This is a genomic window from Cupriavidus sp. IDO, assembly GCF_000812465.1.
In the GTDB taxonomy this organism is placed as follows: domain Bacteria; phylum Pseudomonadota; class Gammaproteobacteria; order Burkholderiales; family Burkholderiaceae; genus Cupriavidus.
Window position 1 is genome coordinate 1 of sequence record NZ_JWMA01000198.1, and the last position, 23782, is coordinate 23782.

Annotated in this window: 21 protein-coding genes; 13 read left to right on the forward strand and 8 right to left on the reverse strand. The window is 63.7% G+C overall.

Features of this window, described 5'->3' with window-relative positions; translation table 11 throughout:
- A partial coding sequence (locus RM96_RS34480) for an H-NS histone family protein (RefSeq protein WP_238587507.1) occupies nucleotides 1-323 on the forward strand: 323 nt, incomplete at its 5' end.
- Between the two features lie 504 nt (nucleotides 324-827).
- Here the strand turns inward: RM96_RS34480 and RM96_RS34485 are convergent.
- The 8 genes from RM96_RS34485 to RM96_RS34520 form a co-directional block, all read right to left on the reverse strand.
- A complete protein-coding gene (locus RM96_RS34485) occupies nucleotides 828-1256 on the reverse strand; it encodes a hypothetical protein (RefSeq protein ID WP_039016254.1) in 429 nt (142 codons plus the stop codon).
- Between the two features lie 115 nt (nucleotides 1257-1371).
- Entirely contained in the window at nucleotides 1372-2325 is a 954-nt protein-coding gene (locus tag RM96_RS34490) for a tripartite tricarboxylate transporter substrate binding protein (protein WP_039016255.1), read from the reverse strand.
- Nucleotides 2326-2383: 58 nt separating this feature from the next.
- Nucleotides 2384-3883, reverse strand: coding sequence for an aldehyde dehydrogenase family protein (locus RM96_RS34495; RefSeq protein ID WP_039016256.1), 1500 nt, complete (start codon nucleotides 3881-3883; stop codon nucleotides 2384-2386).
- A 24-nt stretch (nucleotides 3884-3907) separates the two neighbouring features.
- The gene (gene mmsB, locus RM96_RS34500; RefSeq protein ID WP_039016257.1) at nucleotides 3908-4807 is read right to left on the reverse strand and encodes a 3-hydroxyisobutyrate dehydrogenase; all 900 of its coding nucleotides are present in this window, start codon (nucleotides 4805-4807) and stop codon (nucleotides 3908-3910) included.
- A complete protein-coding gene (locus tag RM96_RS34505) occupies nucleotides 4804-5955 on the reverse strand; it encodes a CaiB/BaiF CoA transferase family protein (RefSeq protein ID WP_063926035.1) in 1152 nt (383 codons plus the stop codon). Before RM96_RS34505 ends, mmsB begins: the two co-directional genes overlap by 4 nt.
- Nucleotides 5952-7205, reverse strand: coding sequence for a CaiB/BaiF CoA transferase family protein (locus RM96_RS34510; protein WP_052279910.1), 1254 nt, complete (start codon nucleotides 7203-7205; stop codon nucleotides 5952-5954). The genes RM96_RS34505 and RM96_RS34510 overlap by 4 nt, the downstream gene beginning before the upstream one ends.
- A gap of 73 nt (nucleotides 7206-7278) precedes the next feature.
- On the reverse strand, nucleotides 7279-8115 hold the full coding sequence (locus RM96_RS34515) for a patatin-like phospholipase family protein (protein WP_039016258.1): 837 nt from the start codon (nucleotides 8113-8115) through the stop codon (nucleotides 7279-7281).
- Nucleotides 8116-8211: 96 nt separating this feature from the next.
- Nucleotides 8212-10281: a flavin-containing monooxygenase gene (locus RM96_RS34520; protein WP_052279911.1), complete on the reverse strand. Its 2070-nt coding sequence runs from the start codon at nucleotides 10279-10281 to the stop codon at nucleotides 8212-8214.
- Between the two features lie 363 nt (nucleotides 10282-10644).
- Here RM96_RS34520 and RM96_RS34525 point away from each other — a divergent pair, with 363 nt between their 5' ends.
- The 12 genes from RM96_RS34525 (at nucleotide 10645) to RM96_RS34580 (ending at nucleotide 23705) form a co-directional block, all read left to right on the forward strand.
- Nucleotides 10645-11751, forward strand: a complete 1107-nt coding sequence (locus RM96_RS34525) for a Zn-dependent alcohol dehydrogenase (RefSeq protein WP_052279912.1) — start codon at nucleotides 10645-10647, stop codon at nucleotides 11749-11751.
- A gap of 55 nt (nucleotides 11752-11806) precedes the next feature.
- On the forward strand, nucleotides 11807-12958 hold the full coding sequence (locus RM96_RS34530) for a 4Fe-4S binding protein (protein WP_039016259.1): 1152 nt from the start codon (nucleotides 11807-11809) through the stop codon (nucleotides 12956-12958).
- A gap of 20 nt (nucleotides 12959-12978) precedes the next feature.
- Nucleotides 12979-14175, forward strand: coding sequence for a cytochrome P450 (locus tag RM96_RS34535; protein WP_039016260.1), 1197 nt, complete (start codon nucleotides 12979-12981; stop codon nucleotides 14173-14175).
- 40 nt (nucleotides 14176-14215) lie between these two features.
- Entirely contained in the window at nucleotides 14216-15076 is an 861-nt protein-coding gene (locus tag RM96_RS34540) for an enoyl-CoA hydratase/isomerase family protein (RefSeq protein ID WP_039016261.1), read from the forward strand.
- Nucleotides 15077-15146: 70 nt separating this feature from the next.
- Nucleotides 15147-16007 (forward strand): enoyl-CoA hydratase-related protein, encoded by an 861-nt coding sequence (locus tag RM96_RS34545; protein ID WP_039016262.1) that lies wholly within the window; start codon nucleotides 15147-15149, stop codon nucleotides 16005-16007.
- Nucleotides 16004-17197, forward strand: coding sequence for a CaiB/BaiF CoA transferase family protein (locus RM96_RS34550; RefSeq protein ID WP_039016263.1), 1194 nt, complete (start codon nucleotides 16004-16006; stop codon nucleotides 17195-17197). The genes RM96_RS34545 and RM96_RS34550 overlap by 4 nt, the downstream gene beginning before the upstream one ends.
- A 2-nt stretch (nucleotides 17198-17199) precedes the next feature.
- Entirely contained in the window at nucleotides 17200-17445 is a 246-nt protein-coding gene (locus tag RM96_RS34555) for a ferredoxin (RefSeq protein WP_152624270.1), read from the forward strand.
- Nucleotides 17446-17506: 61 nt separating this feature from the next.
- Entirely contained in the window at nucleotides 17507-18298 is a 792-nt protein-coding gene (locus tag RM96_RS34560) for an enoyl-CoA hydratase (protein ID WP_039016278.1), read from the forward strand.
- 58 nt (nucleotides 18299-18356) lie between these two features.
- On the forward strand, nucleotides 18357-19325 hold the full coding sequence (locus RM96_RS34565; protein ID WP_052279914.1) for a LysR family transcriptional regulator: 969 nt from the start codon (nucleotides 18357-18359) through the stop codon (nucleotides 19323-19325).
- Between the two features lie 261 nt (nucleotides 19326-19586).
- A complete protein-coding gene (locus RM96_RS34570) occupies nucleotides 19587-21191 on the forward strand; it encodes a class I adenylate-forming enzyme family protein (RefSeq protein ID WP_238587508.1) in 1605 nt (534 codons plus the stop codon).
- 19 nt (nucleotides 21192-21210) lie between these two features.
- A complete protein-coding gene (locus RM96_RS34575) occupies nucleotides 21211-22632 on the forward strand; it encodes an aldehyde dehydrogenase family protein (protein WP_039016265.1) in 1422 nt (473 codons plus the stop codon).
- A 44-nt stretch (nucleotides 22633-22676) separates the two neighbouring features.
- Nucleotides 22677-23705 carry a zinc-dependent alcohol dehydrogenase family protein gene (locus RM96_RS34580; RefSeq protein ID WP_039016266.1) on the forward strand — a complete coding sequence of 343 codons (1029 nt, stop codon included), beginning with the start codon at nucleotides 22677-22679 and terminating at the stop codon, nucleotides 23703-23705.
- Nucleotides 23706-23782: the final 77 nt, after the last annotated feature.

Here is a 23782-nt window from a genome sequence, read left to right on the forward strand (position 1 = left end):
CAACCCAAAGCCCGTCCCAATCCTCACTGCTCGCTCAACTGGCATCTGTCAATGCGCAACTTGAGCAGTTGCGAGCCGCGGAAGTGCCAAAGGTCGTGGAGGAGATTCAGCAGTTGATGCAGGCTTACGACCTCAGCATTGAGGACATTGCGGGCAAGCCCAGTGTTGAGCCCGCTGCCCGCGCTGTTCCGACCAAGACGAAGGCCGCGCCGCCTCCGAGGTACCGCAACCCCAAGACGGGCCAGACCTGGTCGGGGCGCGGTAGGGCTCCCGCGTGGATTGGCAAGAAGCCCGAGCGTTTCCTAATCGATCTCTTGTACTGAACGACAGGTTGGCGGGCGCGGCCGGTCCGCCCCCATTCTGCAAACTCGGCAAGTGCTTTATGGTGCGCCTGCCGGGTCGCCACGTACACGCGCCAGCCGCTCCAGTTTTGCGCCTGGCCGAGGGGCCACTCCTCACGCTGCGCCCAGGCGAAAGTGTCAATGAAGGCTTGTTTGCACGCTACGGATGGAGCGGAGTGCCCCGTTTGAACGCGATGACTACGGTGCTCATCAGCAGGTCCCGGGATAGAAGGACACGGCCGATCTTTGCTGAGCGCACGAACGTCGTGGTCGTGATCTGATCTTCAAGATATGCCGGTTGACCATCGGGCAGGCGCGATAAAGCATGGCCGTAAAGTGTCCGAACCAAACGGCATCCCGGACATCGATAACGTTGGGGAAGTCGATGTCGTCCGGCCGAAACACGCTGCAGTAGTTGGGGTCATCGTACTTTCCGTGAAAAAGATGGCGGTAGCAGACCGCAGACCCGCCTGTAGTATGGCTTTTTCAGAGCAATGATTCACTGCCGACAACGTATTTGTAAGCTCTTGATAGATAGGCCATTTCCGGTGCATACCGCCAGAAAATGCACGGAAAGTACGATGACCCCCATTCGAAAGCGGCAAGGGCCCGCTGACGGTCCTGTCCCTCCAGAGCGGGTTGCCATGCGCGGCCAAGTCGAATCGTGATTTGGTCGGGAAGATGATCGGCCTTCCGCGCGTAGAGTTCCTGGAGCACTGCCAACGCTTCTGTCACCAGGTGTGCTGACAGGGCGGAGAATGGCAGCAGAACCAACCTGCCGAGCAATGCCCGAGCCTGGCGGTGTCGCGACAGGAGGTGCGCGCGGATCAGGCTGGCACGGCTGGGCGCACGCCGGTTAAGCGCCGCGTCGGCCAGCGCCGATAGCTGCTGGCAGAGTGCTTCACGGGTTAGCATCTCATCCGCGCGTACCCCGCATCTACCGCCGCACTGCTCGCGCCCAGCGCGGCGCCGAGCCGATGTGTCTGGGGACAGACACATCAGGCTATTCGCACCAATGCATGCAGCTTCTCTATTCAGGCTTGAGGCCGAGATGATCGGCAATCTGTTGGTACCGCGTTGTTGTCGCGCCGAGCATATCCCGGAAGGCCTTGGGAGATGCAGGTGAAGGGAGAAATCCCAGCCTCTCTGCAAAGGCCTTGAATTCAGGGTCTCGCAGGACCTTGAGCAATGCGGCGTTTAGTGTATCGACGACGTGCGGATCCATGCCGGCCGGACCAAGTATGCCGATATAGTTGTCCTCCACGTAGCCCGGGATGCCAGATTCAGCAAGTGTCGGAACGTCGGGAAGGAGCGGGTGCCGGTTGTCGCTGGTCACCACGAGAGGCTTGGCGCGGCCCGATTTGATGTTTGGCAGTTCTGCGGCAACGCTGTCAAACATCACGGATACCCTGCCGGAAGTCACATCGATAAAGCCTTCCGGCGCGCCACGGTACGACACGCGCATCAGGTCGACACCGGCCAGCGCCTTGATTTGCTCGGTCGCAAACATGATGCCCGGCGACGGCGAGGCATAGCTCAGGTCTTTCTCTTTTCGCGCCATCTGGACAAATTCCCGGCCATTGTTGGCCGGAAGGCCCGGACTACTGACCAGTACAAGAGTCACCCTGACCAGACTGGCAATAGGGGTGAAATCCTTCAGCGCATTAAGCTTGTGCGATGAGTACAACATCGGCCCGATAATCAGCGCATTGCCGCCGACAAGCAAGGTACGGCCGTCTGGTGGGTTCTTGGCGACAACACCAGCGGCAATGTAGCCGTTTGCCCCGGGCCGGTTCTCAACGACAACAGGTTCGCCCAGTACCTGAGAAAGCTTCTGGCCGATTGCCCTGGAAAGCGTGTCGCTGCCTCCGCCCGCGGTATAGGGAACGATGAGGCGACGGGGCGTCGTGCTGTCATTGGCGTGAGACGGCATCGAGACTGTCGTGACCAAGGCACAGAACAGCAGCGCAATCGAATTTTTCATGACCGGTGTCTCCTTAATGATTTTCTGGGGCAGAGCGGCGCCTGCGGCGCCGCTGGTGCTATGCGAGATTCACGAGGATGGTCTTCATCTGTGTGAAGTGGTCCAGCATTGCCTCAAGCGATGCCTCCTTGCCCAAGCCGGAATTCTTGTAGCCGCCATACGAGAGGCCAGGCTGGGCAACGAGATTCTGGTTCACCTGGACGAAGCCGGCCTGAAGCCTCAGGCTGGCATCCATCGCCGTCTTCAGATCCCGAGTCCAGACTGACGCCGTCAAGCCGTAGTCTGTGTCGTTGGCCATCGCCAACGCGTCCCCGTAGCTCGAGAATTTTATGACGCAGACGACCGGACCGAAGATCTCTTCGCGCGCCAGCTTACTATCATTGGTCAGGCCGGTGAACATCACAGGGCGGATGAACAGTCCGGCTCCCAGCGCCGGGTCTGCTGGCAATGTCGAGCATTCCACCGCGGTTGTGCCGGGCAGGGATCGTCCCGCTTCGATGTATCCGCACACCTTGTCGTACTGGGCTGGCGAGATGATAGTGCCGATGTCCGTGGCCTCGTCCATCGGATCGCCAATCTTCATGGCATCGACCAGTGCCTTCACCTTGCCGACAAATGCGTCATGCACCGACTCGTGCACGATCATCCGGCTGGAGGCCGAGCAGCTCTGGCCCTGGCGGGTGAACCGCATGCCGGCCACCGCGCCGGCGGCAGCCTGATCCAGGTCAGCGTCGGGCATGACGATCATCGGGCTCTTGCCGCCAAGCTCGAGCGTGACGGGGATCAGCTTGTCGGCCGCTGTCTTGTAGATGATCTTGCCTGTTTCCACCGAGCCGGTGAAAGTGACCTTGTGCACACCGGGATGCGAGACCAGCGGCGCGCCGCATTCAGGGCCGTAGCCGGCAACCACGTTGAGGACACCCTTGGGCAGCACCTGGCTCAGGATCTGGCACACGCGCAACACTGCCAGGGGTGCTTCCTCGGCAGACTTCACCACGACAGTGTTACCGGCCACGAGCGAGGGTCCGATTTTCATCGCCAGGATGTACATTGGCGCGTTCCAGGGCAAAATCGCGCCAACGACGCCGAGCGGTTCCCGCACGGTGAGCGTCAGGACATCCGGCCGGTGGGGCACGGTCTCGCCCTTCAGCTCCGGGGCCAGGCCGCCGTAGTACTGCAGCATGTCGGCGATACCTTCCGCTTCGGGACGGCTTTCGGTCCGAATCGCCTTGCCGGTCTCGAGCGTCACGAGCCGTGCCAGCTCCTCGACGTGCGAGGCCAGCAGCCGGGCACATTCAATGACCAGGGCACCGCGCCTGCGCGCCGGTGTATTGGCCCATTCGCGCTGGGCGCGCTGCGCGGCATGGACGGCGACATCCACGTCATCGGCAACGCTGAAGGGCGCATCCGCGATCTTGCGGCCGGTGGCGGGATTGATCACGGCGAACGTCCTGCCCGAGCGTGCGGGCGCAAGCTCGCCGTCGATGAAATTGTGCCCGCTCAGGGCTAGGGCCAGATCTTCCGCGTTGAGATTGGGATGGAGGGGGTTAGCTGACACAGAGGTCTCCTGGGCTATGCAGCATTAATTGAGAGAAGCGCTGTTTTCGATCAACCTGGCAACCACGGTCCAATCGCGGGCGCCAAGGCCAGATTCGCTTAGCTGCCGATACAGCTGGATGGCCCTGGCGCCAAACGGCGTCGCGGCGCCCACCTCACTGGCGGCAGACGCGACGAGGGAGAGGTCCTTGAGCATCAGATCCGCCGCAAATCCGGGGACGTAATCGCGACTGGCGGGCGACGACGGTACGGGGCCCGGCACCGGGCAGTTGTGCGAGAGGGTCCAGCACTGGCCGGTAGACTGCGTGATGATGTCGTACATCGTCTGATAGTCCATGCCGAGCTTGCGGCCCAGGATGAAGGCTTCCGAGACGACGGCGCTGCTGACGCACGCAATCAGGTTGTTGCACAGCTTGGCAATCTGGCCATTGCCGCTGTCCCCGGCATAGAAGATCCTGGCGCCCATCTGTCCCAGGACTGGTTCAGCCCGGCCGAAGGCCGTGCGGTCGCCGCCGACCATGAATGTCAGCCGGGCATCGCGGGCGCCTGCCTGGCCGCCGGCCACAGGAGCATCCAGCATCGGAAAGCCGGCTTGCGCCGCTTCCGCGGCGACAGCACGTGCGGCGGCAGGCCCGATGGTTGAGCTCTCGATCAGCAGGGCTCCCGGCGTTGCGACGTCCAGGACACCGCCTGCCGTGCAGTACAGCTTCTTCACGTCATCGGCATTTCTCACGATGGAAATCACGATCGACGCACCCTCGACCGCCGATGCCACGCAGCGATGTGATTGCCCTCCCTGTTCAGCGAAGCTGGCCAATGCGGCTTCCGAGATATCGAATCCCCGCACGTTGTGGCCCGCACGGACAAGGTTCAGGGCCATGGGCATGCCCATATTGCCAAGACCAATAAATGCAATCTTGCTCATTTCGCTTGTCCCTCAGTTGTTGGTTGATCGGTCGCTTGCACATGGAGCTGTGCGACGCCCGGGCGGATCGCGTCGCGATCGTCCTGTTGAGGGCGAAGCATCCTGGGCGTATCGTTCACGGTGCGCGAGTAGCGCGGCGCCGGGCTGGGTTGGACGACACCGTCGATGGTCGTGAATACCCCGCGCGCGCGGGCGTGCGGGTGATCGGGCGCCTCGCTCATCGACAGTACCGGGGTGACACAGGCATCGGTGGGGTCGAAGATGCGGCACCATTCTTCGCGGCTGCGGGTCTTGAAGATCGTGGCAAGCCTGCTTTTGAGATCCGGCCAGGCTTTCGGGTCCCGCTGGCGGTCGAAGTCCGGGTCGTCGGCCAGACCTAGCTTTTCCCGCAGGAGCGCATAGAACTCGGGCTCAACTGCGCCGATGGCGAGGTACTTGCCATCGCTGGTCTCATACGTCTCGTAGAAATGCGTGCCAGTGTCGAGCAGATTGACGCCACGCTCGTCGCGCCACACACCGGCGGAACGCAGCGACCACATCATGCTCATCAGCAACGCGGTGCCGTCGAGCATGGCGCAGTCCACCACCTGGCCCTCCCCCGTGGTGCGTGCATGCAGGATGGCGCTGACCATGCCAAACGCAAGCAGCATCCCGCCGCCGCCGAAGTCGGCGACCAGGTTGGCGGGTGGCGTTGGCTTGCCGCCTTCGCGCCCGAATGCATGCAATGCACCGGCGAGCGCGATGTAGTTGATGTCGTGCCCGGCACGCTGTGCGAGCGGTCCGTCCTGGCCCCATCCGGTCATGCGCCCGTACACCAGCCGCGGGTTGTCTGCCAGCAAGACCTCGGGGCCGAGCCCGAGTCTTTCCATGACGCCGGGGCGGTAGCCCTCGACGATGCCGTCCGCGTCGGCTGCGAGCGCGCGGGCCTCGCGCACGCCTTCGGGCGTCTTGAGGTCAAGGTGCACGACGCGGCGCGAACGTGCCAGAACATCTTTGCTTGCATCCATGATGCCTTGCCGCCAGGCCGATACATGCCGCGCCACGCGGATGACGTCCGCGCCGTTGTCGGCCAGCATCATGCAGGCGAACGGTGCTGGCCCGATCGCGCCGAACTCGATGATCCTGACGCCTTTCAATGGGCCGCTCATGCTTGTGCTCCCACGGCGGACTTGCCTGCGCCATCCGCCTCGTCCATGCGGCCGGAGACCACGTGGCTTGCAAAGGCCTGGTCGATCTGCGATGCCGTCTTGCCCAGGCCCGCGAGGAGTGCACCGGTGTCCTCCCCGAGCAGGGGCGGCCGGCCGCGGCTGGCCGCTGGCGTCAGTGCAAGGCGGATGGGGGACCGTAGTTGACGCACCCTTCCGAGCAATGGATCGTCATCGTCCGAGTACGTGCCGTTGTGCCGGACCTGCGGATCGGCGAAGAACCCGTCCAGGTCGTTGACGCGTCCAAGCGGGACGCTGTGCTTCTCGGCAAGCAGCTCGATGGCGGCGGTGTCGAGCCGCCGCGCGCTTTGCCGGATTTCATCCCACATTGCCTCACAGTGATCGCGGCGCTCCTTCACGCCTGCGAAGCGCGGATCGTCGATCAGGTCCAGGCGGTCAAACATCTGGCAGAGATTCCTGAACTGCTCGTCGGTGAAGATATGGCCCATGACGTGGCCGTCCGAGGTCCGGATCGGGAAGTAGGTGTTGGGCAGGGCGCGCGCACCGATACCTGGCGTCTGGAAGTAGTGGTTCACCATCAGATCCGGCAGCATGAAGGCGGCGTAGGCGTCCAGCAGCGACACGCACACCCGCTGGCCCTTGCCGCCGTTGCGCTCGCGGTGGACGAGCGCGGCCAGGATCGCCTGTGCGGCGGTGGCAGCGGTAATCTTGTCGACGACCGAATTGCGGACCGGCTCGGGCTGGTCCTGGCTGCCGATGCCCGGCATGGTCCCGCTCAGCGCCTGAACCACGTGATCGTATGCGGGCCGTGCGGCATACGGTCCGTCGACGCCGAAGCCATTGATTGACGCATAGATGAGCTTTGCATTGGCCTGGCAAAGGGTTTCATGCCCGAGACCGAATTGCGCCATCACACCCGGGCGGAAGTTTTCAATCAGCACATCGGCAGTCAACGCCAGCTCGCGCGCCAGCGCTTGTCCCGAAGGGGACTTCAGGTCGATGCACATGCTTCGCTTGCCACCGTTGAACAGCGCGAATCCGGCCGCTACCCCCTCGTGCTGCGGGTGTCCCTTGCGCATAGGATCGCCACTGATGGGTTCGATCTTGATGACCTCGGCCCCAAGATCAGCCAGCATCTGGCCGGCGAACGGCCCGGCAACCATCGTTGCGAATTCCAGCACGCGCAATCCTGCGCACGGACCGGGCGCCTTGTCCCCGTTTTCGGTTGTCATATTGTTCCCCGAAGTTTCTGTACAGCCCGGCGGTGTCGCGTGAACGATGCCTGCCACCGCCGGGCCCATCACGTCAGTACACCCGCCATGCGTCCGGCATGTCGCGGACGAGTCGTTCACCCTGTCGTCTCCCTGCCTCGGCTGCCACCTGGCGCCGGCTCGGGTCGAAGTTGTTCTGACCGATCGCGGCCTCACTGCGCGAGTCGGGAACAATGAGCACGGCATCGTCGCGCTTGCCGCAGGCGTCGATCTCGGACTGCACGGTGATGCCGGTCAGGTTGCCCGGCCGGGGCGAAATAACGATGCACTGGCCGAATCTGCGTGCCAGGTGGGCATTGGTGACCGATACGCTGCCGCCGTCCACCCAACGTTTGCCGCCGGCGGAGATCACGGGCCAGATTCCCGGCGCCGCACCGCTGGCAGCGGCGGCGTGCACCAGGTCGATGCCCGAGTCGCTGGTAAGCAGGTGCAGCTCGCCGCTGTCCACGTCGATGGCGGTGAGCATCAGCCGGTCGGACGGCCAGTCATCGCGGTCGAGCCGGTCGCGCACGACAGCCAGGCGTTGCCGGACCGCGACGGATGATGCCGCCAGCGCAAACTCGCCGATGCGCCGTCCGGCGCGGGCCGCGTCGCCGGCGCATTCCTTCAGCATTGCTGACAGGGTCTGGATGACATCCGAGGATGAGGCGACCGGCACCTCTTGTACGCTCGCAGCGGCCTGCCGCGCGTACGCCCATGCAATGCCCCTCGGGTCAAGGAGTGCGCAGCCGGCAAAGGCGCCGGCCGATGTCCCGATGACTTCGCTTGCGCCGAGCAGGTCAATGCCGCCAGACGCAAGCCCGTGGAGCACGCCAATCTCCCAGGCGAGGCCGAGGACGCCACCGCCCCCAAGTATCAAACCGCGGTTCATGCTCTAAGTTCCCGTTACCTTGACTGGTCTAAAACCCCGCGCCGGAGGGCTGCCGGCAGGCAGGCGTCCGGGCGGCGGGGCGCCGACGGCACTGCATCAGCGCAGGATGAAGGCTTCCTTCCTGGGCTCGCGGGTCATGCGCCAGAAGTCCACGTGGCGCCATGGCGTCGGGAGGATGGGCCGCCCTTTCTGGTTGGTGTAATAGGTGTGGGCACGTCGCTCCCAGGCCCAGATCGCCCCCGTCATCTTCTCGTCGAGCTTGCGGTTGTGTTCATCAAACGCTTCCTGGGTCACCTCCAGCGAGCGGGCATCCTCCTCCACCAGCATCTGCAGGCATTCCATCGCGTAGTGGTTGACGACCTCCGCCATGAAGTTGTGCCCGCCGGCATGTCCGGCCCCGGTATGCGGGCCAGAGTTGATGAAGAGATTGGGGAACTTCGGCACCATCCCGCCCAGGTACGAGGACGGATTGTTGTCGCGCCAGACGTCGGACAGCCGTACCCCGTTGCGTCCCGCCACCTCGATCGGCGACAGCCAGTCGAGGGTCAGCCCGGTCGCGTAGATGATGACGTCGAGCTCGATCAGCTTGCCGTCCACGGTCAGGATGCCGTCCGGCACCACGCGCGCCAGCTTGCTGGTCTCGATGTCCACGTTCGGCTGCGACAGCGCATAGTAGAAGCCGCCGGGGGCAAAGTCGTACGGGTCGCGCACGCTGCGCTTGCCCAGCGGTGCGTAGTCCGGCGTCAGCTTCCGGGCCAGTTCGCTACCCTCGCCAAAACACGAGTTGATGTAGTTGATGCAGAACTGCATCAGGCGGTCGTTGGCCGGCGAGATGGAGACGTGCGTCTTCGCCCATTCGGGATCCGCGCGAACGATCGGATATCCGACCTTGTCGCTATAGGTCCAGTACGACTTCAGCCTGTCCCAGTGGAGGAAGTACGGCAGTTGCTGGCGCGCCCAGCGCTTGCTTTGCGGGATATCCCCGTCTCCCGCCTGGTTGGGAATGATCCACATCGGCTGGCGCATAAAGACGGTGAGATGGTCCACTTCCTGTGAGATCTTGCCAATCACCTGCACGCCCGTCGCTCCTGTGCCGATGATGCCGACCCGCTTGCCGCGCAGATCGACGTCATGCTTCCAGCGGTTGGCGTGGATCGATACGCCCTTGAACGTCTCGCGGCCTTGCAGGTCAGGATAGTTCGGGCGGTTGAGGTGGCCCAGGCATGACATGACCGCCGTGGCGCGCACCCGCGATGCCTCGCGCCCCTTCTTGACAACCATCAGCTCCCACTCCTGGTCTTCTTCGATCCACTGGATCTTCAGGATTTCGCTCTCGAGCTCGATGCATTCACTGAGGTTGTGCTTCTCGACGACGCCTTCGAGATAGCGCAGGTACTCGGAGCCCACCGGGTAATAGTTGCTCCACGACGGATTGAGCTCGTACGACAGGGAGTAATACGTGGCGGGTGTATCGACCGCGACGCCCGGGTAGTCGTTTGCGGCCCATACGCCACCGACCTTGTTGTTGCTATCGAAGATACGGTAGCGGAAGCCGCGGTCCTTCGCCTGGACGGCGGCCGCGATGCCAGTCATGCCGGCACCGATGATGGCCAGCTCGATCCGCTCGGTTGGGCGGCCGCGCTGCGGCAGCACTGGCAGGTTGCGCACGAAGCCGGCCTGTTCGAGCAGCATGTCGCCGAACTCCGCATCGATCGGCTCGCCGGTGACCATCGCGGCCATCTTGAGAAACAGATCGGGCGCCAGATCGTAACCGGACAGGTATTCCGTCTGTTCGGAGGCGGGCTTGTCCAGCGCGGCAACCGCCAGCTCGATCATTTCTTGCCGGATAGCCCCAGGGATGGTGGCGACCTGGGCAAAGCCCTTCAGCGTTTCGACGACCTTCACGCCAGGCATGAGATCGCCCTTGTCCGGCATCTTCAGTTCCGGCGCGTAGCGGCTGAGCAGCGATGGGTCGCGCGTGATATGCACAAGCGACGCCAGCAGCAGGGCAGGGTCGACGTCTGCAAGGTATTTGCGAAGGTCGGATTCCGCAATCCGGCGTTGACGCGCAATGTTGGTGAAGACGTCGCGGAGTTCGCTCTTGGGCGCAAGCGGGTTGGTCCCGGCAGCAGATGCGATGGCTGCGTTGGAAGGTTCAATGTACATAGTGGATTGGCGTTCCGGTCTAGTGGTTGTTCATGTGGCACGACCTTGCGGATTGCGCGGACCATGCCGTCCCTGGTCATGTTTCGGAAGTGTAGGAACGGCGCGCTGGCCGGCCAACAGGAACCGATGAAGATGAGAACTTCGCAAAACGCGATATGCAGCGCCCGCGCTTGCCGAATGGCCCGGCGAGCGAGCGTCGCGCTGACGCAGTGCAGCGGTACATGGCGCGCCCGGCCCGGTAACGCAAGGAAGGCGGGAATTGCTCGAATTGAGCAAGTAAGAACTTCGTGAAACGGCGTAATGCGCCCGGACGTCCGCCTCTAAACTTCAAGCGACTGAAGACCGGAAACAAGAGGCGAAGCGATGGGAACGAAGGTGCAGGCTGCCGTGATGGTGAAGGCCCGCGAACTCCAGGTGGAGTTGCTGGACCTGGATGAACCACACGATAACGAAGTGATGGTGGAAATTGCCGCGACAGGCGTGTGCCATTCGGACCTGTCTGTGTACCAGGCAGTGCTGCCGACGCCGTTGCCGGTGATCCTGGGACACGAAAGTGCAGGCGTTGTCGTAGGCATGGGATCTCATGTGTCGGGCCTGTCGCTCGGCGATCGCGTGGTGCTCAGCCTGCTTGCCCAGTGTGGCAACTGCTTCTATTGCAACCACGGCCAGCCAGTGCTGTGCGAGTCGGGCCAGCCATCGATGCTGCAGGGCACCATGTCAGACGGCACGACGCGATTTGCATGGCGTGGCACACCGGTATTCCAGATGGCCGGCCTGGGAACGCTCGCGCAGCGGGTTGTCGTACCCGCCACATCGGTCGTCCCGATCCCGGACTCGCTGCCACTGGAACAGGCGGCATTGCTCGGTTGCGGCGTCATGACGGGCTGGGGCGCAGCGGTCAACACGGCGAGGGTCGAAGTCGGCGAGGCGGTGGCCGTCGTCGGTTGCGGCGGTGTCGGCTTGCATGCGATCCAGGGTGCGCGTATCAGCGGGGCCAGCATGATCATCGCTATCGATCCCCGCGCGGATCGCCTGGAGCTGGCGCGGTCAGTGGGTGCGACCCATCAGCTCCAGCCAGGGCCCAGCCTGGTGGAGAAGGTACGCGCGCTGACCGGCGGGCGCGGCGTTGAGGTCGCTCTGGAAGTCGCTGGGCGCCAGCAATCCATCGACGACGCCATACGGATGACCAGGCGAGGCGGTCGCGCCGTGATCGTCAGTGCGCCGGGCAAGGACGTGGTGGTGAACATATCCGCGTTCGGCGGCCTGGTTCTCACCGAGAAGACCATCCGTGGCTCGCTCTATGGCTCCGCTAACGTGCGCCGCGACATTGCGCGGCTGGTAGACCTCTACGGCGCGGGCAAGCTGCAGCTGGACAACCTCGCGTCGGTCATCTATTCGCTGGACCAGGTCAACGAGGCCATGGCGCATTGCGCCACGGAGGCCGGCGGTAGGGCCATCGTGCGGCCATGAGGTTACGCGCAACGTCACCTCGCCACGTCGGCGCCGCCAACCAATAGGAACAGCCATGACGCTTCCCACGCCAACATCGATCTCGCAGCACCTGATTGATCCGGCCATCTGCATACGCTGCAACAGCTGCGAGGAGTCTTGCCCGGTCGGCGCGATCACCCACGACCACAACAACTACGTGGTTGATGCCGAGCGCTGCAACCATTGCCGTGCATGCGTTCCGCCGTGCCCAACGGGTGCAATCAATCACTGGTACGCGGTGCAGCAGCCGTACACGCTTGCGCAGCAGCTCTCGTGGCAGGACTTGCCGCCGCCGATGCAATCGGACACCGAGACTGGTGCCACTGAGCGTCCGGTCCTCGTGAGAGCGCCTGCGTCGGCGAGCACGCCGGCGCTGCACCTTTACAGCCGGGCAGCACCGGCCGTTGCCACGGTGACATTGCGCGAGCGGGCCACGGCGCTGGATGCGGACGATGATGTCTGGCACATCGTGCTGGATTTCGGCAACCAGGCGATGCCAGTCCTGGAGGGTCAGAGCATTGGCATCCTGCCGCCCGGCCTCGATGCCAACGGGCGCCCGCATATCGAGCGGCTGTACTCGGTCGCGAGCGCACGAACCGGAGAGCGGCGAGGCACGAGCACCGTGGCGCTGACGGTGCGCCGCAAGCCGGGCGGCCTGTGTTCCAACTATCTGTGCGGCCTGGTCCCTGGTGAGACGGTGCGGGTCGTGGGCCCGCTGGGCGATACCTTCCTGATGCCCATGGAAAGCTCTGCCAACCTGATCATGGTCTGCACCGGCACAGGCGTCGCGCCGTTCCGCGGCTTCATCCAGCATCGCCTACGCAGCATGCGCGACGCCAGCGGCAGCCTGATGCTGTTCTTCGGCGGCCGCCGGCCTGTGGAACTGCCTTATTCCGGTGAGGAGAACGGCTTGCCGGATGGTTTTGTCGAGCACTACTTTTGCTTCTCGCGCCAACCGGACGAGCCCCGCATGTATGTGCAGGACGGGATCCGGGCTGCCGCCAGGCGGATCCGTGCGCTTCTGCAGGACGAGCTCACGCATGTGTTCCTGTGTGGCCGCAAGGGCATGGAAGCCGGCGTGGAGGAGGCCTTCGCGGATGCTCTCGGCGGCGATGGCGCTTCCGCATGGCCAATGGTCCGGGAAAGCCTGTTGGCCAGCGGACGCTATCACGTTGAAACCTACTGACCTTTTCCAGGAGATCCCAGGTGACCGACACCAAACCGCACGCACTACCCCATGACGGGTACGACCTTCTCTCCGACCACTATGTGCAGGAGGCGCATGTCTTGTGGCGCGACATCCGCTCCAGCGGGTGCCCGGTGGCGCATAGCGAAAAGTGGGGCGGCTCCTGGCTGCCGACCACATACGACGACATCCACCACGTCGCCCAGAATCCCGCCGTGTTCTCATCGCGCGCCGCGGAAATTGCGGGCGAAGTGCCGCCGCAAGGTTCGGGCCTGGTGCTGCCACCGCTGACCAGCGACCCGCCGGATCACAAGATCCACCGTGACCTGCTCGAGCCCTACTTCACGCCGGCGCGCGTTGCAGCCATCGAGCCGTACGCACAGAGTCTCGCGCGCGACCTGGCGCGACGGGTCGCCGTCAAAGGCGAAGGGGACCTTGGCGAGGACTACTCCAAGCCCTTCGTCCTGTCATTGCTGACACGCTTCCTCGACGTACCCGACGACCGTCAGGAGCGCTTCATGGACTGGGCAATCCGGGTCCTGAAGTATGGACCCTTCGACCAGGAGTTGCGCAAAGCGGCGTTCGATGAAGCCTTCGCGGATCTTGAGCAATTGCTCAAAGAGCGGGAGCAGGACCCGGGCGAAGACCTCGTCAGCCATATCGCACTGGCCACCATCGACGGCAAGCCGATCTCGCGCAAGCACCGTATCGGTAGTCTGCTGCTGGCCGTCCTTGCGGGCGCCGATACCACGTGGAACGCCCTCAACGCGAGCCTAAACCATCTGGCTGATCACCCGGCCGACCGGGCGACGCTGATCAATGAGCCAGGCCTGTTGAGGACGACTGCGGTGGAGGAGTTGCTTCGCTTCTACGCGCCGCTGTCTATCGCGCGCGTCACCACCGAGGAAGTGGAGTTGAAGGGGCGCTGCATCGGTGCTGGCGAGCGGGTGATTCTGGCTTACCCGGCGGCCAATCGCGACCCGGCGGTATTCGAGAACCCAGACGAAGTGCAGCTTGATCGCAAGCGTAACCGACACCTGACCTTCGGGGTGGGCGTGCACCGGTGCCTCGGGTCCCACCTCGCCCGCATGGAAATGCGCGTCGCCATCGAGGAATGGCTCAAGGCGATTCCGAATTTTGAGCGCATATCCGGCGCGGTCAAGTGGTCTGCGGGCAATGCCCGTGGTCCTGAGAACGTGCGTATCCGGGTAGTTTGACGCCTGGATGCCCCAGCGGATACAGAACAAGGAGACGACGTTGAACAGCACAGTGATCCTGGAAAAGGACGGCCCGGTGGCGCGACTGATCCTGAACCGGCCGGAGAAGCACAATGCCCTGCGCTTCGATGAGATGGACGACCTGGTTGCGGCCCTGCGGGATGCCGAGTACGACGATGACATCAAAGTCATCATCCTGAAGGGGAACGGGCCCTCATTCTGCGCAGGCCACGACTACAACGATGCCGTCAAGTCGTACGGGCTGGAGCTAACCCCGGACGGCGGCAAGCCGCGGCGCCCCAACCAAAGAACGCGCTTGCAGCGGGACCGACGCCTGGGCATGAGCTACATGGCGTTCCAGAATTCGGCCAAGCCGGTCATCGCGCAGGTCCATGGCCATTGCACCGGCGTGGGCATCTACCTGGTGGAGTTGGTGGATCTGGCGATTGCCGCGGACGATGCCTGCTTCAGCCATGCGGAACAGCGCTTTGGTCTCGCCGGCAATACCTGGCACATGAACTCGCAGATCCTGATGTATGGCGCCAAGGTTGCCCGGGAACTCATGCTGCTGGGCGAGCGCTTCAATGGCAGCGAGGCTTGCCGGCTCGGTCTGGTCAATCGCGCGGTGCCGTTGGCTGAACTGGAGACTACCGTTGAGAACTGGGCCGGACGTATCGCCAAGCACCCGCGCGACGCCCTGGTGACGGGCAAGGCCATGCACCAGATGGCGCTGGAAAGCCTGGGCTGCGCGGCCCAGTTCACACGCGGTTTTGTCGGCCACACGCTCGGTACGAACCTGAGGTTCGAGAGCGACGAGTTCAACTTCCTGCGCGAGCGCAGGGAGTCTGGCACAACCGCGACTTTCAAGCTGCGCGACATGAACCATCGGGATGCCGACTGAGGCGAGGCCCGGCCGGCAACGACGCCGCCCACCTGCGCGTCATTGCCCATCACCCTGATAAGGAGACAGCGTGGAACTGCATGTCACCCAACTGAGCGTCGACAACGGCGTCGGCCTGGTTCGGCTCAACCGCCCCGGGCGCGGAAATTCCTGGACTACGCGCATGAATGCCGAGTATCGTTGGCTGATGTCATGCCTGGATGACGACCCGCGCGTGCGTGTGATTGTTGTCGCCGGCGCCGGCCAGCAGTTTTGCGTCGGCGCTGACACGAAGGCGCTGGACCATTACCGTGAGTCCGATCAGGACTATCTCGAAAGCTTCAGGAATGACGTGATGGCAACGCCGGGTCACGGCGTACGCCCAGAGTACGAGCACGAGCTGATCTGGCATTGGGGCCTGCAAAAGCCCGTCATTGCCGCCATCAACGGGGCCTGCGCCGGCATCGCCGTCGCGCTCGCCGCTTACTGCGACCTTCGCTATGCCGCGGCAGGCGCCAAGCTCACGACCTCAACGCCACGGCTAGGGCTGCCTGCCGAATTCGGGCTGTCCTGGATCATGCCGCGTATCGTGGGCCTGACCCACAGTGCCGACATTCTGCTGTCAGGGCGCGTGTTCCTGGCGGAAGAGGCACGCGCCATGGGGTTCCTCAACGGCGTGATGCCGCGTGAAACCCTTGAGGAGGAAGTCCTCCGGATCGCGCGCGGACTGGCGGACTCGACCTCGCCGGTGGCCGTGAAAACGGCCAAGCGTCAGCTCTACGCCGACCTCATGAGGCACGACGCGGGCGCCGCGATCGAGGATTCCCGGGAACTGATGGGGCAGTTGATGAAACAGCCGGATTTCAGTGAAGCTATGCGGGCCATGAAGGACAAGCGGCCGCCGGCCTTCAGCCCGCTGCCCGGCACAGCCATGGGGAGTACCGCGTCATGAGTGCCTCCAATCGGCAGGGCCCGCTCGAGCGCTTTCGTGTACTCGATCTCACCCGCCTGCGAGCGGGCCCGACGGCGGTACGGCAGCTGGCGGACTGGGGAGCGGATGTCATCAAGATTGAAAGCCCGGAGGCGCTTGACGTCAGCGACGGCTGGATCGGGGACCGCCTCGGCTCGGATTTCCAGAACCTGCATCGCAACAAGCGCAGCATCACGCTCAACCTCAAGGATCCGGAAGGCGTGCGGATTCTCCAGCGGCTGGTCGAGGCCGCTGACGTGCTGGTGGAGAATTTCCGGCCAGGCGTGAAGACCCGGCTTGGGGTGGACTATGAAACCTTGCAGCGCAGCAATCCCGGGCTCGTCTACGCCAGCATCTCGGGCTTCGGGCAGGACGGCCCGTATGCCGACCGGCCGGGCTACGACCAGATTGTGCAGGGCATGGGCGGGCTGATGGCGATCACCGGCGAAAAGGGGCAGCCGCCGTTGCGGACCGGGATCTCGCTGGCGGATACCGGTGTCGGCCTGTACGCGGCGCTCGGCATCATGACGGCCCTGCTCGAGCGTGAAGTGTCGGGCCGTGGGCAATGGGTGCAGACCTCCCTGTTGCAGGGCATGATCGCGCTGACCGACTACCAGGCGGCACGATGGCTGATGGACGGTGAGGTGCCGGAGCCGGCAGGCAACGATCATCCCACTGCGACGCCAACCGGCGTGTTCCCGACCGCCGATGGCCATATCAACATTGCCACGGCAGGCGAGGAGATGTGGCGGCGCTTGTGCAACGCGATCGGGGCGCCCGAGCTGCTCGGGCGGGCCGAGTATGGCAGCAACGAATTGCGCACAAAGAACCGGGAGGCGTTGAAAGGCGAGCTTGCGCAATACACGAGGCGCAAGACAAGTTCCGAATGGATCCGGGCCTTCGAGCAGGCGAGCGTTGCCTGTGGCCCCATTTACCGGATGGACGAGGTATTCGAGGACCGGCAAACGCAGCATCTGGGCATGGCCGTATCCCTGCGGCATCCGGAGCTTCAGGAGATAAAGGTCGTGGCGCAGCCGTACACGCTGTCGCGCACGCCAAGCCAGATGCGCACGGCAACGCCTGGGCGAGGCGAACATACCGAAGCGGTGTTGATGGAACTGGGATATAGCGCGGAACAGATCTCGGACTTGCGCGAGCGTCACGTGGTGTGATCGTGGACGAGCGCGCCAACCTGACCACAGACTACGGAGTGAGCATGAAAATTCGAATTGAATCGGCACGATGCAAAGGGCATCAGAACTGCGTCCGGGCGGCGCCGGAACTGTTCATCGTTGGGGAGGACGGCTATGCGCGCGTCAGGGGAAGTGGCGATGTGCCGCCGGCCCTGAAGGAAGAGGCGCTGCTTGCCTGGGCAAACTGCCCTGAGTTCGCCATCGAGGTCGAGGGCGACGAGCAATGACCCGGCCTTGATGCGGATACCTGGCGCGACTGGCGCTTTGAAACGAAAACCGGACCATATGATGGAGAACAGGGGACACCTGATTTTCGAGCGCGACGGTGCGACGGGGCGGATTGTGTTCAGCAATATCGCCCGTCGCAACGCAGGCACGGACTCGATGTGGCGCGCCGTGGCGCCGGCCCTGGATTCGCTCGCTGGTGACCCGGATATCCGGGTCATTCTGATCGAGGGCGACGGCGGACGCGACTTCATGTCCGGCGCCGACATCGCCGAGTTCAACAGCCGCTTGTCGCAGGCCGATGCCGTGCGCACGGTCGAGCGCAGTGCGCTGCAGGCTTACCGGGCAGTCTGGGACTGTACCAAGCCGACCGTGGCCGTGATCCGTGGCTACTGCCTCGGCGGGGGGCTGGCGCTGGCGAGTTGTTGCGATCTTCGGATCGCATCGGAAACGGCGCGGTTTGGCATTCCTGCTGTAAAGCTGGGAGTTGGCTATCCGGGTGACAGCATGGCGAAGATCCGTTCGCTCGTCGGGCCGGCGTTCATGAAGGAAATCCTCCTGACCGGACGCCAGTTCTCTGCTTCGGAAGCGCTGCGCATTGGACTTGTCAACACGGTCGTGCCCGATGGGGACCTGGCTGCGGAAGCCGGGAGCGTGGCCGCCTCCATTGCCGCCGCAGCACCCCTGACTGTCCGGGCAATCAAGCTGATAGACCGTGATCTGGACAGGTCATCCGCGGACTGGAATACTGAGCGTTGGGACGAATCTATTGCTGCCTGCTTCGCGAGCGAGGACTTTGTCGAAGGTTGCAAGGCATTCGCCGAGCGGCGCGCGCCGCAATTCAAGGGACGCTAATTGGCCTGGATGTCGTGCGCACAGTGCAGTGCAGTACTGGGCGCAGGAGCAAAGGTTAGTGGATAAGTTCGCAGCTATTCAATCCTTCGTCGCCGTTGCGCAAAGGGGAGGCTTCTCGGCGGCCGCTCGCCAGCTCGGCGTGACGGCGTCCATTCTGACCCGGCGGATCGCAAGCCTGGAGCAGGAATTGCGCGTGCCGCTGCTCGTGCGCAATACCCGAAAGCTTGCTTTGACGCCGGCGGGCGAGGCGTATTTTGTGCGCTGCCGCGAAATCCTTTCCTCCATGGAGGAGGCGGAACAGGAGCTGGAACGTGCCTGCGATGATCCGGTCGGCCGGCTGCATGTCCAGCTTCCGCTGATCGTGGCGCGGCTGCACGTGGTGCCACGCCTCAGTGAGTTCGTTGCGCAGTACCCGGGAATCAATCTCAAGATCACGCAAGCCGACGGCTTGCAGCACGACCTGATCGGACGCGGCCTGGACATTGCCGTCTGGGGCGGCGATTTGCCCGACTCGCGGCTCGTCGCACGCCCGCTGACACGGAACCTGCGCGTCACCTGCGCGACGCCGGAGTATCTTGACCGCTACGGCCGACCCGAACGCATCGAGGATCTGGCGTCCCACAACTGCCTGACTGCGGACCTCTTTCATGGCGGGCGCTCGTGGCTCTTTCAGACGCCGGAGGGAGAACGCCTGGTGCCCGTGAAAGGCAACCTGGCGTTCGACAACAGCGACAACTACCGGGAAGCGGTTCTTGCCGGGTTGGGGCTGGGCCAGGGCCCATCGATCCTGTTCGATGTTGACGTCAGCGTCGGGCGCCTTGAACAGGTCCTGACCGGGTACGTCGCGCGCGGGCAGACCCTGTACGCGGTCTACCCGCCAGCACAGGGCCGGAACGCCAAAGTGAAGGCGTTCGTCGAGTTCCTGTCCCGCGTGCTTCCCGTGGGCTGGAGTGGCATGACCGTGAGCCAGCCGCGCCTGGACGAAGCCGCGCAGGCGCCGGCAGGCAGGCGCGCGCAACGTCTGTAGGGCGCGATCCCCGGTCGGCGAAATCACGTCGCCCAATCCGGTACGCGCTGCATCTCTCGCCTGACGAAGTACTCTTGTTCGCTCCGCTGTGTTGATCGCCACCAGCGCACGGGGTCTACTACTACCCATGCGATGTGCGATCAGCATCGGGGTATCCCGGTCAATGGTCGGTACCGCGTGGGGCCATGGCCTCGACCCCGGATGTCGAGGCCTGGTGGCTGGACTCCCGTCAACCTAGTCGTCTGCATTGGTACCACTCCTATGATCACCCCACGACGCTGGTCTCGCGACGTCGCGAGAGCAAGAGTTGAGAACCACTCAACACTGGTCTATACATATCGTCCGACGTCACTGGCCGAGTTTCTGCTCGACGCGCGCCGCTGGGCAGACCGTCCATTCATTGTGCAAGGTGAACTGCGCCTGAGCACCCGGGAATTCGAATGCGCCGTACGGCGCGTCGCCGGCTTCCTGGCCGCGCAGGGGATTGGCCGCAGGACGAGCGTGATGTTGCTGGGCCATAACAGCCTGGAGTGGCTGCTTGCGTTCTGGGCGGTGCAATGTCTTGGCGGCGTGACAGTCCTTGGTAATGCAATGTGGGGCAATGCACAGGCGCAAGCTTGCGCGGAGCTGGCTGAACCGGCGCTGCTCATTACGGACAGGGCGACGGCGTCGCCCCGGGGGCCGTGGTTGACCGCTTCCTTCGATGAGATTGGCGCGGCCTTGCGCAACACGACTGCGGCGTTGCCATGCCTGGAGCCTGCGCCTGACATGGAGGACGAGACCGCCGTTATCATGTTCAGCTCCGGCACCACGGGCGACGCCAAGGCGGTGGTGATCTCGCACCGGTCATTCATCGCCAATATCCAGAATCTTCTGGTCCTGACCGGACGCCTGCCTGACGAACTCGCGCCTGGGGCGACGGGGACCGTCAGTCTGCTAACGATGCCTCTGTTCCACATGGGCGGCATCCAGATTGCGACGACCACCCTGCTGACCGGAGGCACCCTTGTGATGTTGGAAGGGCGCTTCGATCCGGTTACAGTGCTGACGCTCATCGATCAGGAAAAGGTACGCGTTTGGGGCAGTGTGCCCACGATGGTCTCGCGCGTGGTGGAACACGAACTGTTTGGCAAGTTCGATACCAGCAGCTTGAGGTCGATCCCAATGGGCGGAGCGGCGCTGTCCGACGACCTTCGAGCCAAGATCCAGAAGGCGTTCCCGTCCCTGCAGAAGCGGGTGGGTAGCCTGTATGGGATGACGGAAGCTGGTGGAGTGGTGGCGGCTGCCTCCAGCGTGGAGATCGAAGGCCGGCCCAAAGGCTGTGTTGGCAGGCCGCTACCCCTCGCCGAGATACGGATCGATGCCCCTGACGAAAGGGGGGTAGGGGAGATCATGGTGCGCACCGCCACGATGACCCGTGGATACCTTCGCAACCCTGAGCCGATGACCGATCCGGACGGATGGTTTGCCACGGGCGACCGCGGCTGGCTCGATGCCGAGGGCTACCTGTACCTGGTTGGCCGTTCCAAAGACATCGTTATTCGCGCCGGCGAGAACATCGCATGCGCGCATGTTGAGCAATGTCTTCTGCAACACGGCGATTTGGTCGAAGCAGCGGTCGTGCCACTTCCGCACGCCGACCTTGGTGAGGAAGTCGGCGCCGTCGTTGTCTTAAGGCCCGGTACGGCCGTTACGGCCGAACTCCTGCGCACCCATGCTGCCGCGGTGCTTGGGCGGCATGAAGTACCGTCCCGCTGGTGGCTTCGCTCCGAGGCGCTGCCAACGAACGCGGCCGGCAAGGTCGCCAAGCGAGAAGTCCTGGATCAGTGGCGGCAGGCGGGGTTGGATCTCCCGCGTGCTGATTGAACGACGCGATAGAGGCACTATGATCGAACGCACCACACTCTATATTGGCGGCCGTTGGCTGACGCCGTCCTCCGCCGGGACGATGCAGGTTACAGACTCGAATACGGGCGACCTCTTTGCCACCATCCCTGCCGGCTCCGAGGCGGATGTGAACGCGGCCGTCAGTGCTGCGCGTGCGGCTTTCCCCGGATGGTCTCAGACCTCGTCAGCCAATCGGGCAAGGTTCCTGCAAAAGATTTCCGATGGTCTGCTGAAGCGCGGTGACGAGTTGACGCGATTGATTGCCACAGAGGTCGGTACACCGCTGAAGGCCTGCTCACTAGTCCAGGTCACAGCGCCAGTGAATTCCTGGGCGTACTACTCCAAACTGTCGCAGGAGTTTGACTACGAAACACGCGTTGGCAACTCATTGGTCGTGCGCGAACCGGTGGGGGTGGTAGCTGCCATCACGCCCTGGAACTATCCGCTAAACCAAATCACGCAGAAAATCGCGCCGGCGCTTGCCAGTGGGTGCACGGTTGTCCTGAAGCCGTCTGAAATCGCTCCGCTCAATGCCTTCGTTCTCGCCGAGGTCATACATGAGGCCGGCCTGCCGCCGGGGGTCTTCAATCTGGTGACCGGTCTCGGTCCGTTGGTCGGTGAAGCACTGGCAGCACACCCAGAGGTGGACATGATCTCGTTTACCGGGTCGACACGCGCCGGCAAGCAGGTCAGCAGGGTCGGCTCGGAGACGATCAAGCGCGTCTCGCTGGAGTTGGGCGGGAAGAGCGCATCGATCGTGCTTGACGATGCCGACCTGGGGAAGGCTGTGCGAGCCACCGTTTCACACTGCTACCTGAATTCAGGCCAGACTTGCGCTGCCTGGACTCGGATGCTGGTGCCGCGCGACCGCCTAGACCACGCGCGCGGATTGGCGCGCCAGGCAGCCGATTCGTTCATCGTCGGAAGCGCCTTCGCCGAAGGTGTAAAGCTGGGTCCGCTGGCGTCGGCAGCGCATCGGGACCGGGTGCTCAGCTACATTCGCCTCGGCCTTGAAGAAGGTGCCGAACTCGTGGCCGGTGGGCCCGAGGCTCCGGCCGGGACCGGTGGCGGGTATTTCGTCAGGCCTACCGTGTTCGTCGCGGATCCTCGAAGCACGATTGCACGGGAAGAGATCTTCGGCCCTGTACTCACGATCATTCCCTATGACTCCGAGGCCGACGCTGTGAGTATTGCCAATGACACGATATACGGACTGTCGGGCGCTGTCTGGGCCGGAACAGACGATCGTGCTCTCGGTGTCGCGCGGCAATTACGCACGGGCCAGGTCGACATCAACGGCGGCCGCTGGAATCCCCTCGCTCCGTTCGGCGGATTCAAGCAATCCGGACGAGGTCGCGAGAACGGCATTTACGGGCTGGAAGAATTCCTCGAGTACAAAGCAATTCAGCTATGTGCTTGACGCACGACTGGTTGCACTCCTAAGACATTCACAGGACCATCGACATGCCGATAGCGATGCGCTTGGGACCGCCGGCTGCCATTGATCAATTGGTGCCGTTTGAAGAGGATCCGGGCCGCCCGGGAGCCGGGGAGGTGCTGGTGCGGATGCGCGGCAGTTCGCTGAACTTCCACGACTACCTTGTGGTGACAGGCCGCATGCCAACCGCCGGGGGCCGTATCCCCTTGTCCGACGGCGCAGGCGAGGTCGTCGAGGTAGGGGCACTACGCGGGGACGAGGCCGATCCATCCATGACGTTTCGGGTGGGAGAGGCTGTGCTGGGAACGTTCTTTCGTCACTGGCGTGAGGGTGATCCCGCCCAGTGGAAGCATGGCGCCGTCGCAGGCGAGCACGTCGACGGGTACGCACGCCAGTTCGCCGTCGTGCCAGTGGCAGCGCTGACGCGCGTACCGCACGGATTCTCGTTGGCTGAGGCCGCGACGTTGCCCTGCGCAGGCCTAGTCGCGTGGCGCGCGCTCGGATGCTGCGGCGGCATCCGTCCTGGGGACGTAGTTCTTGTGCAGGGCACCGGTGGGGTGTCGGTATTCGCACTGCAGTTCGCCAAGGCGATGGGGGCAACGGTGGTTGCTATCTCATCGTCGGAAGGCAAGCTCAAGCGTCTTCGTGCGCTCGGGGCGGATCACGTGATCCACTACAAGGCGGAGCCGAACTGGGGGCGCGCGGCCAGGAGATGGACCGGTGGAAGGGGCGTCGATCACATTGTGGACGTCGGCGGCGCCGACTTCCTTAACCAGTCGATCGAGGCATGCCGGACCGGCGGCAGCATTGCCCTCGTGGGCCTGCTCGCAGGCACGGCCGGCCGTGTCGACACAGGGCGGATCATGGCGCAACAGCTTCGGCTACAGGGGGTCGTGGTCGGTAGTCGGACGGATCAACTGGAGATGATCCGTGCGATTGAGTCGTTGGGAGTACGCCCGGTAATTGATTCAAGCTTCCAGTTGCAGCAATTGCCTGCAGCGTTCCGGCACCAGGAAGCCGGTCGCCATTTTGGCAAGATCGTTGTCGAAATCTAGGTGCAGGCGCTTAATATGGTGACTATCGCCATTGAGGAACCTACTTGTCTATGCAATGGCAACGCCCGTTCCTCAAA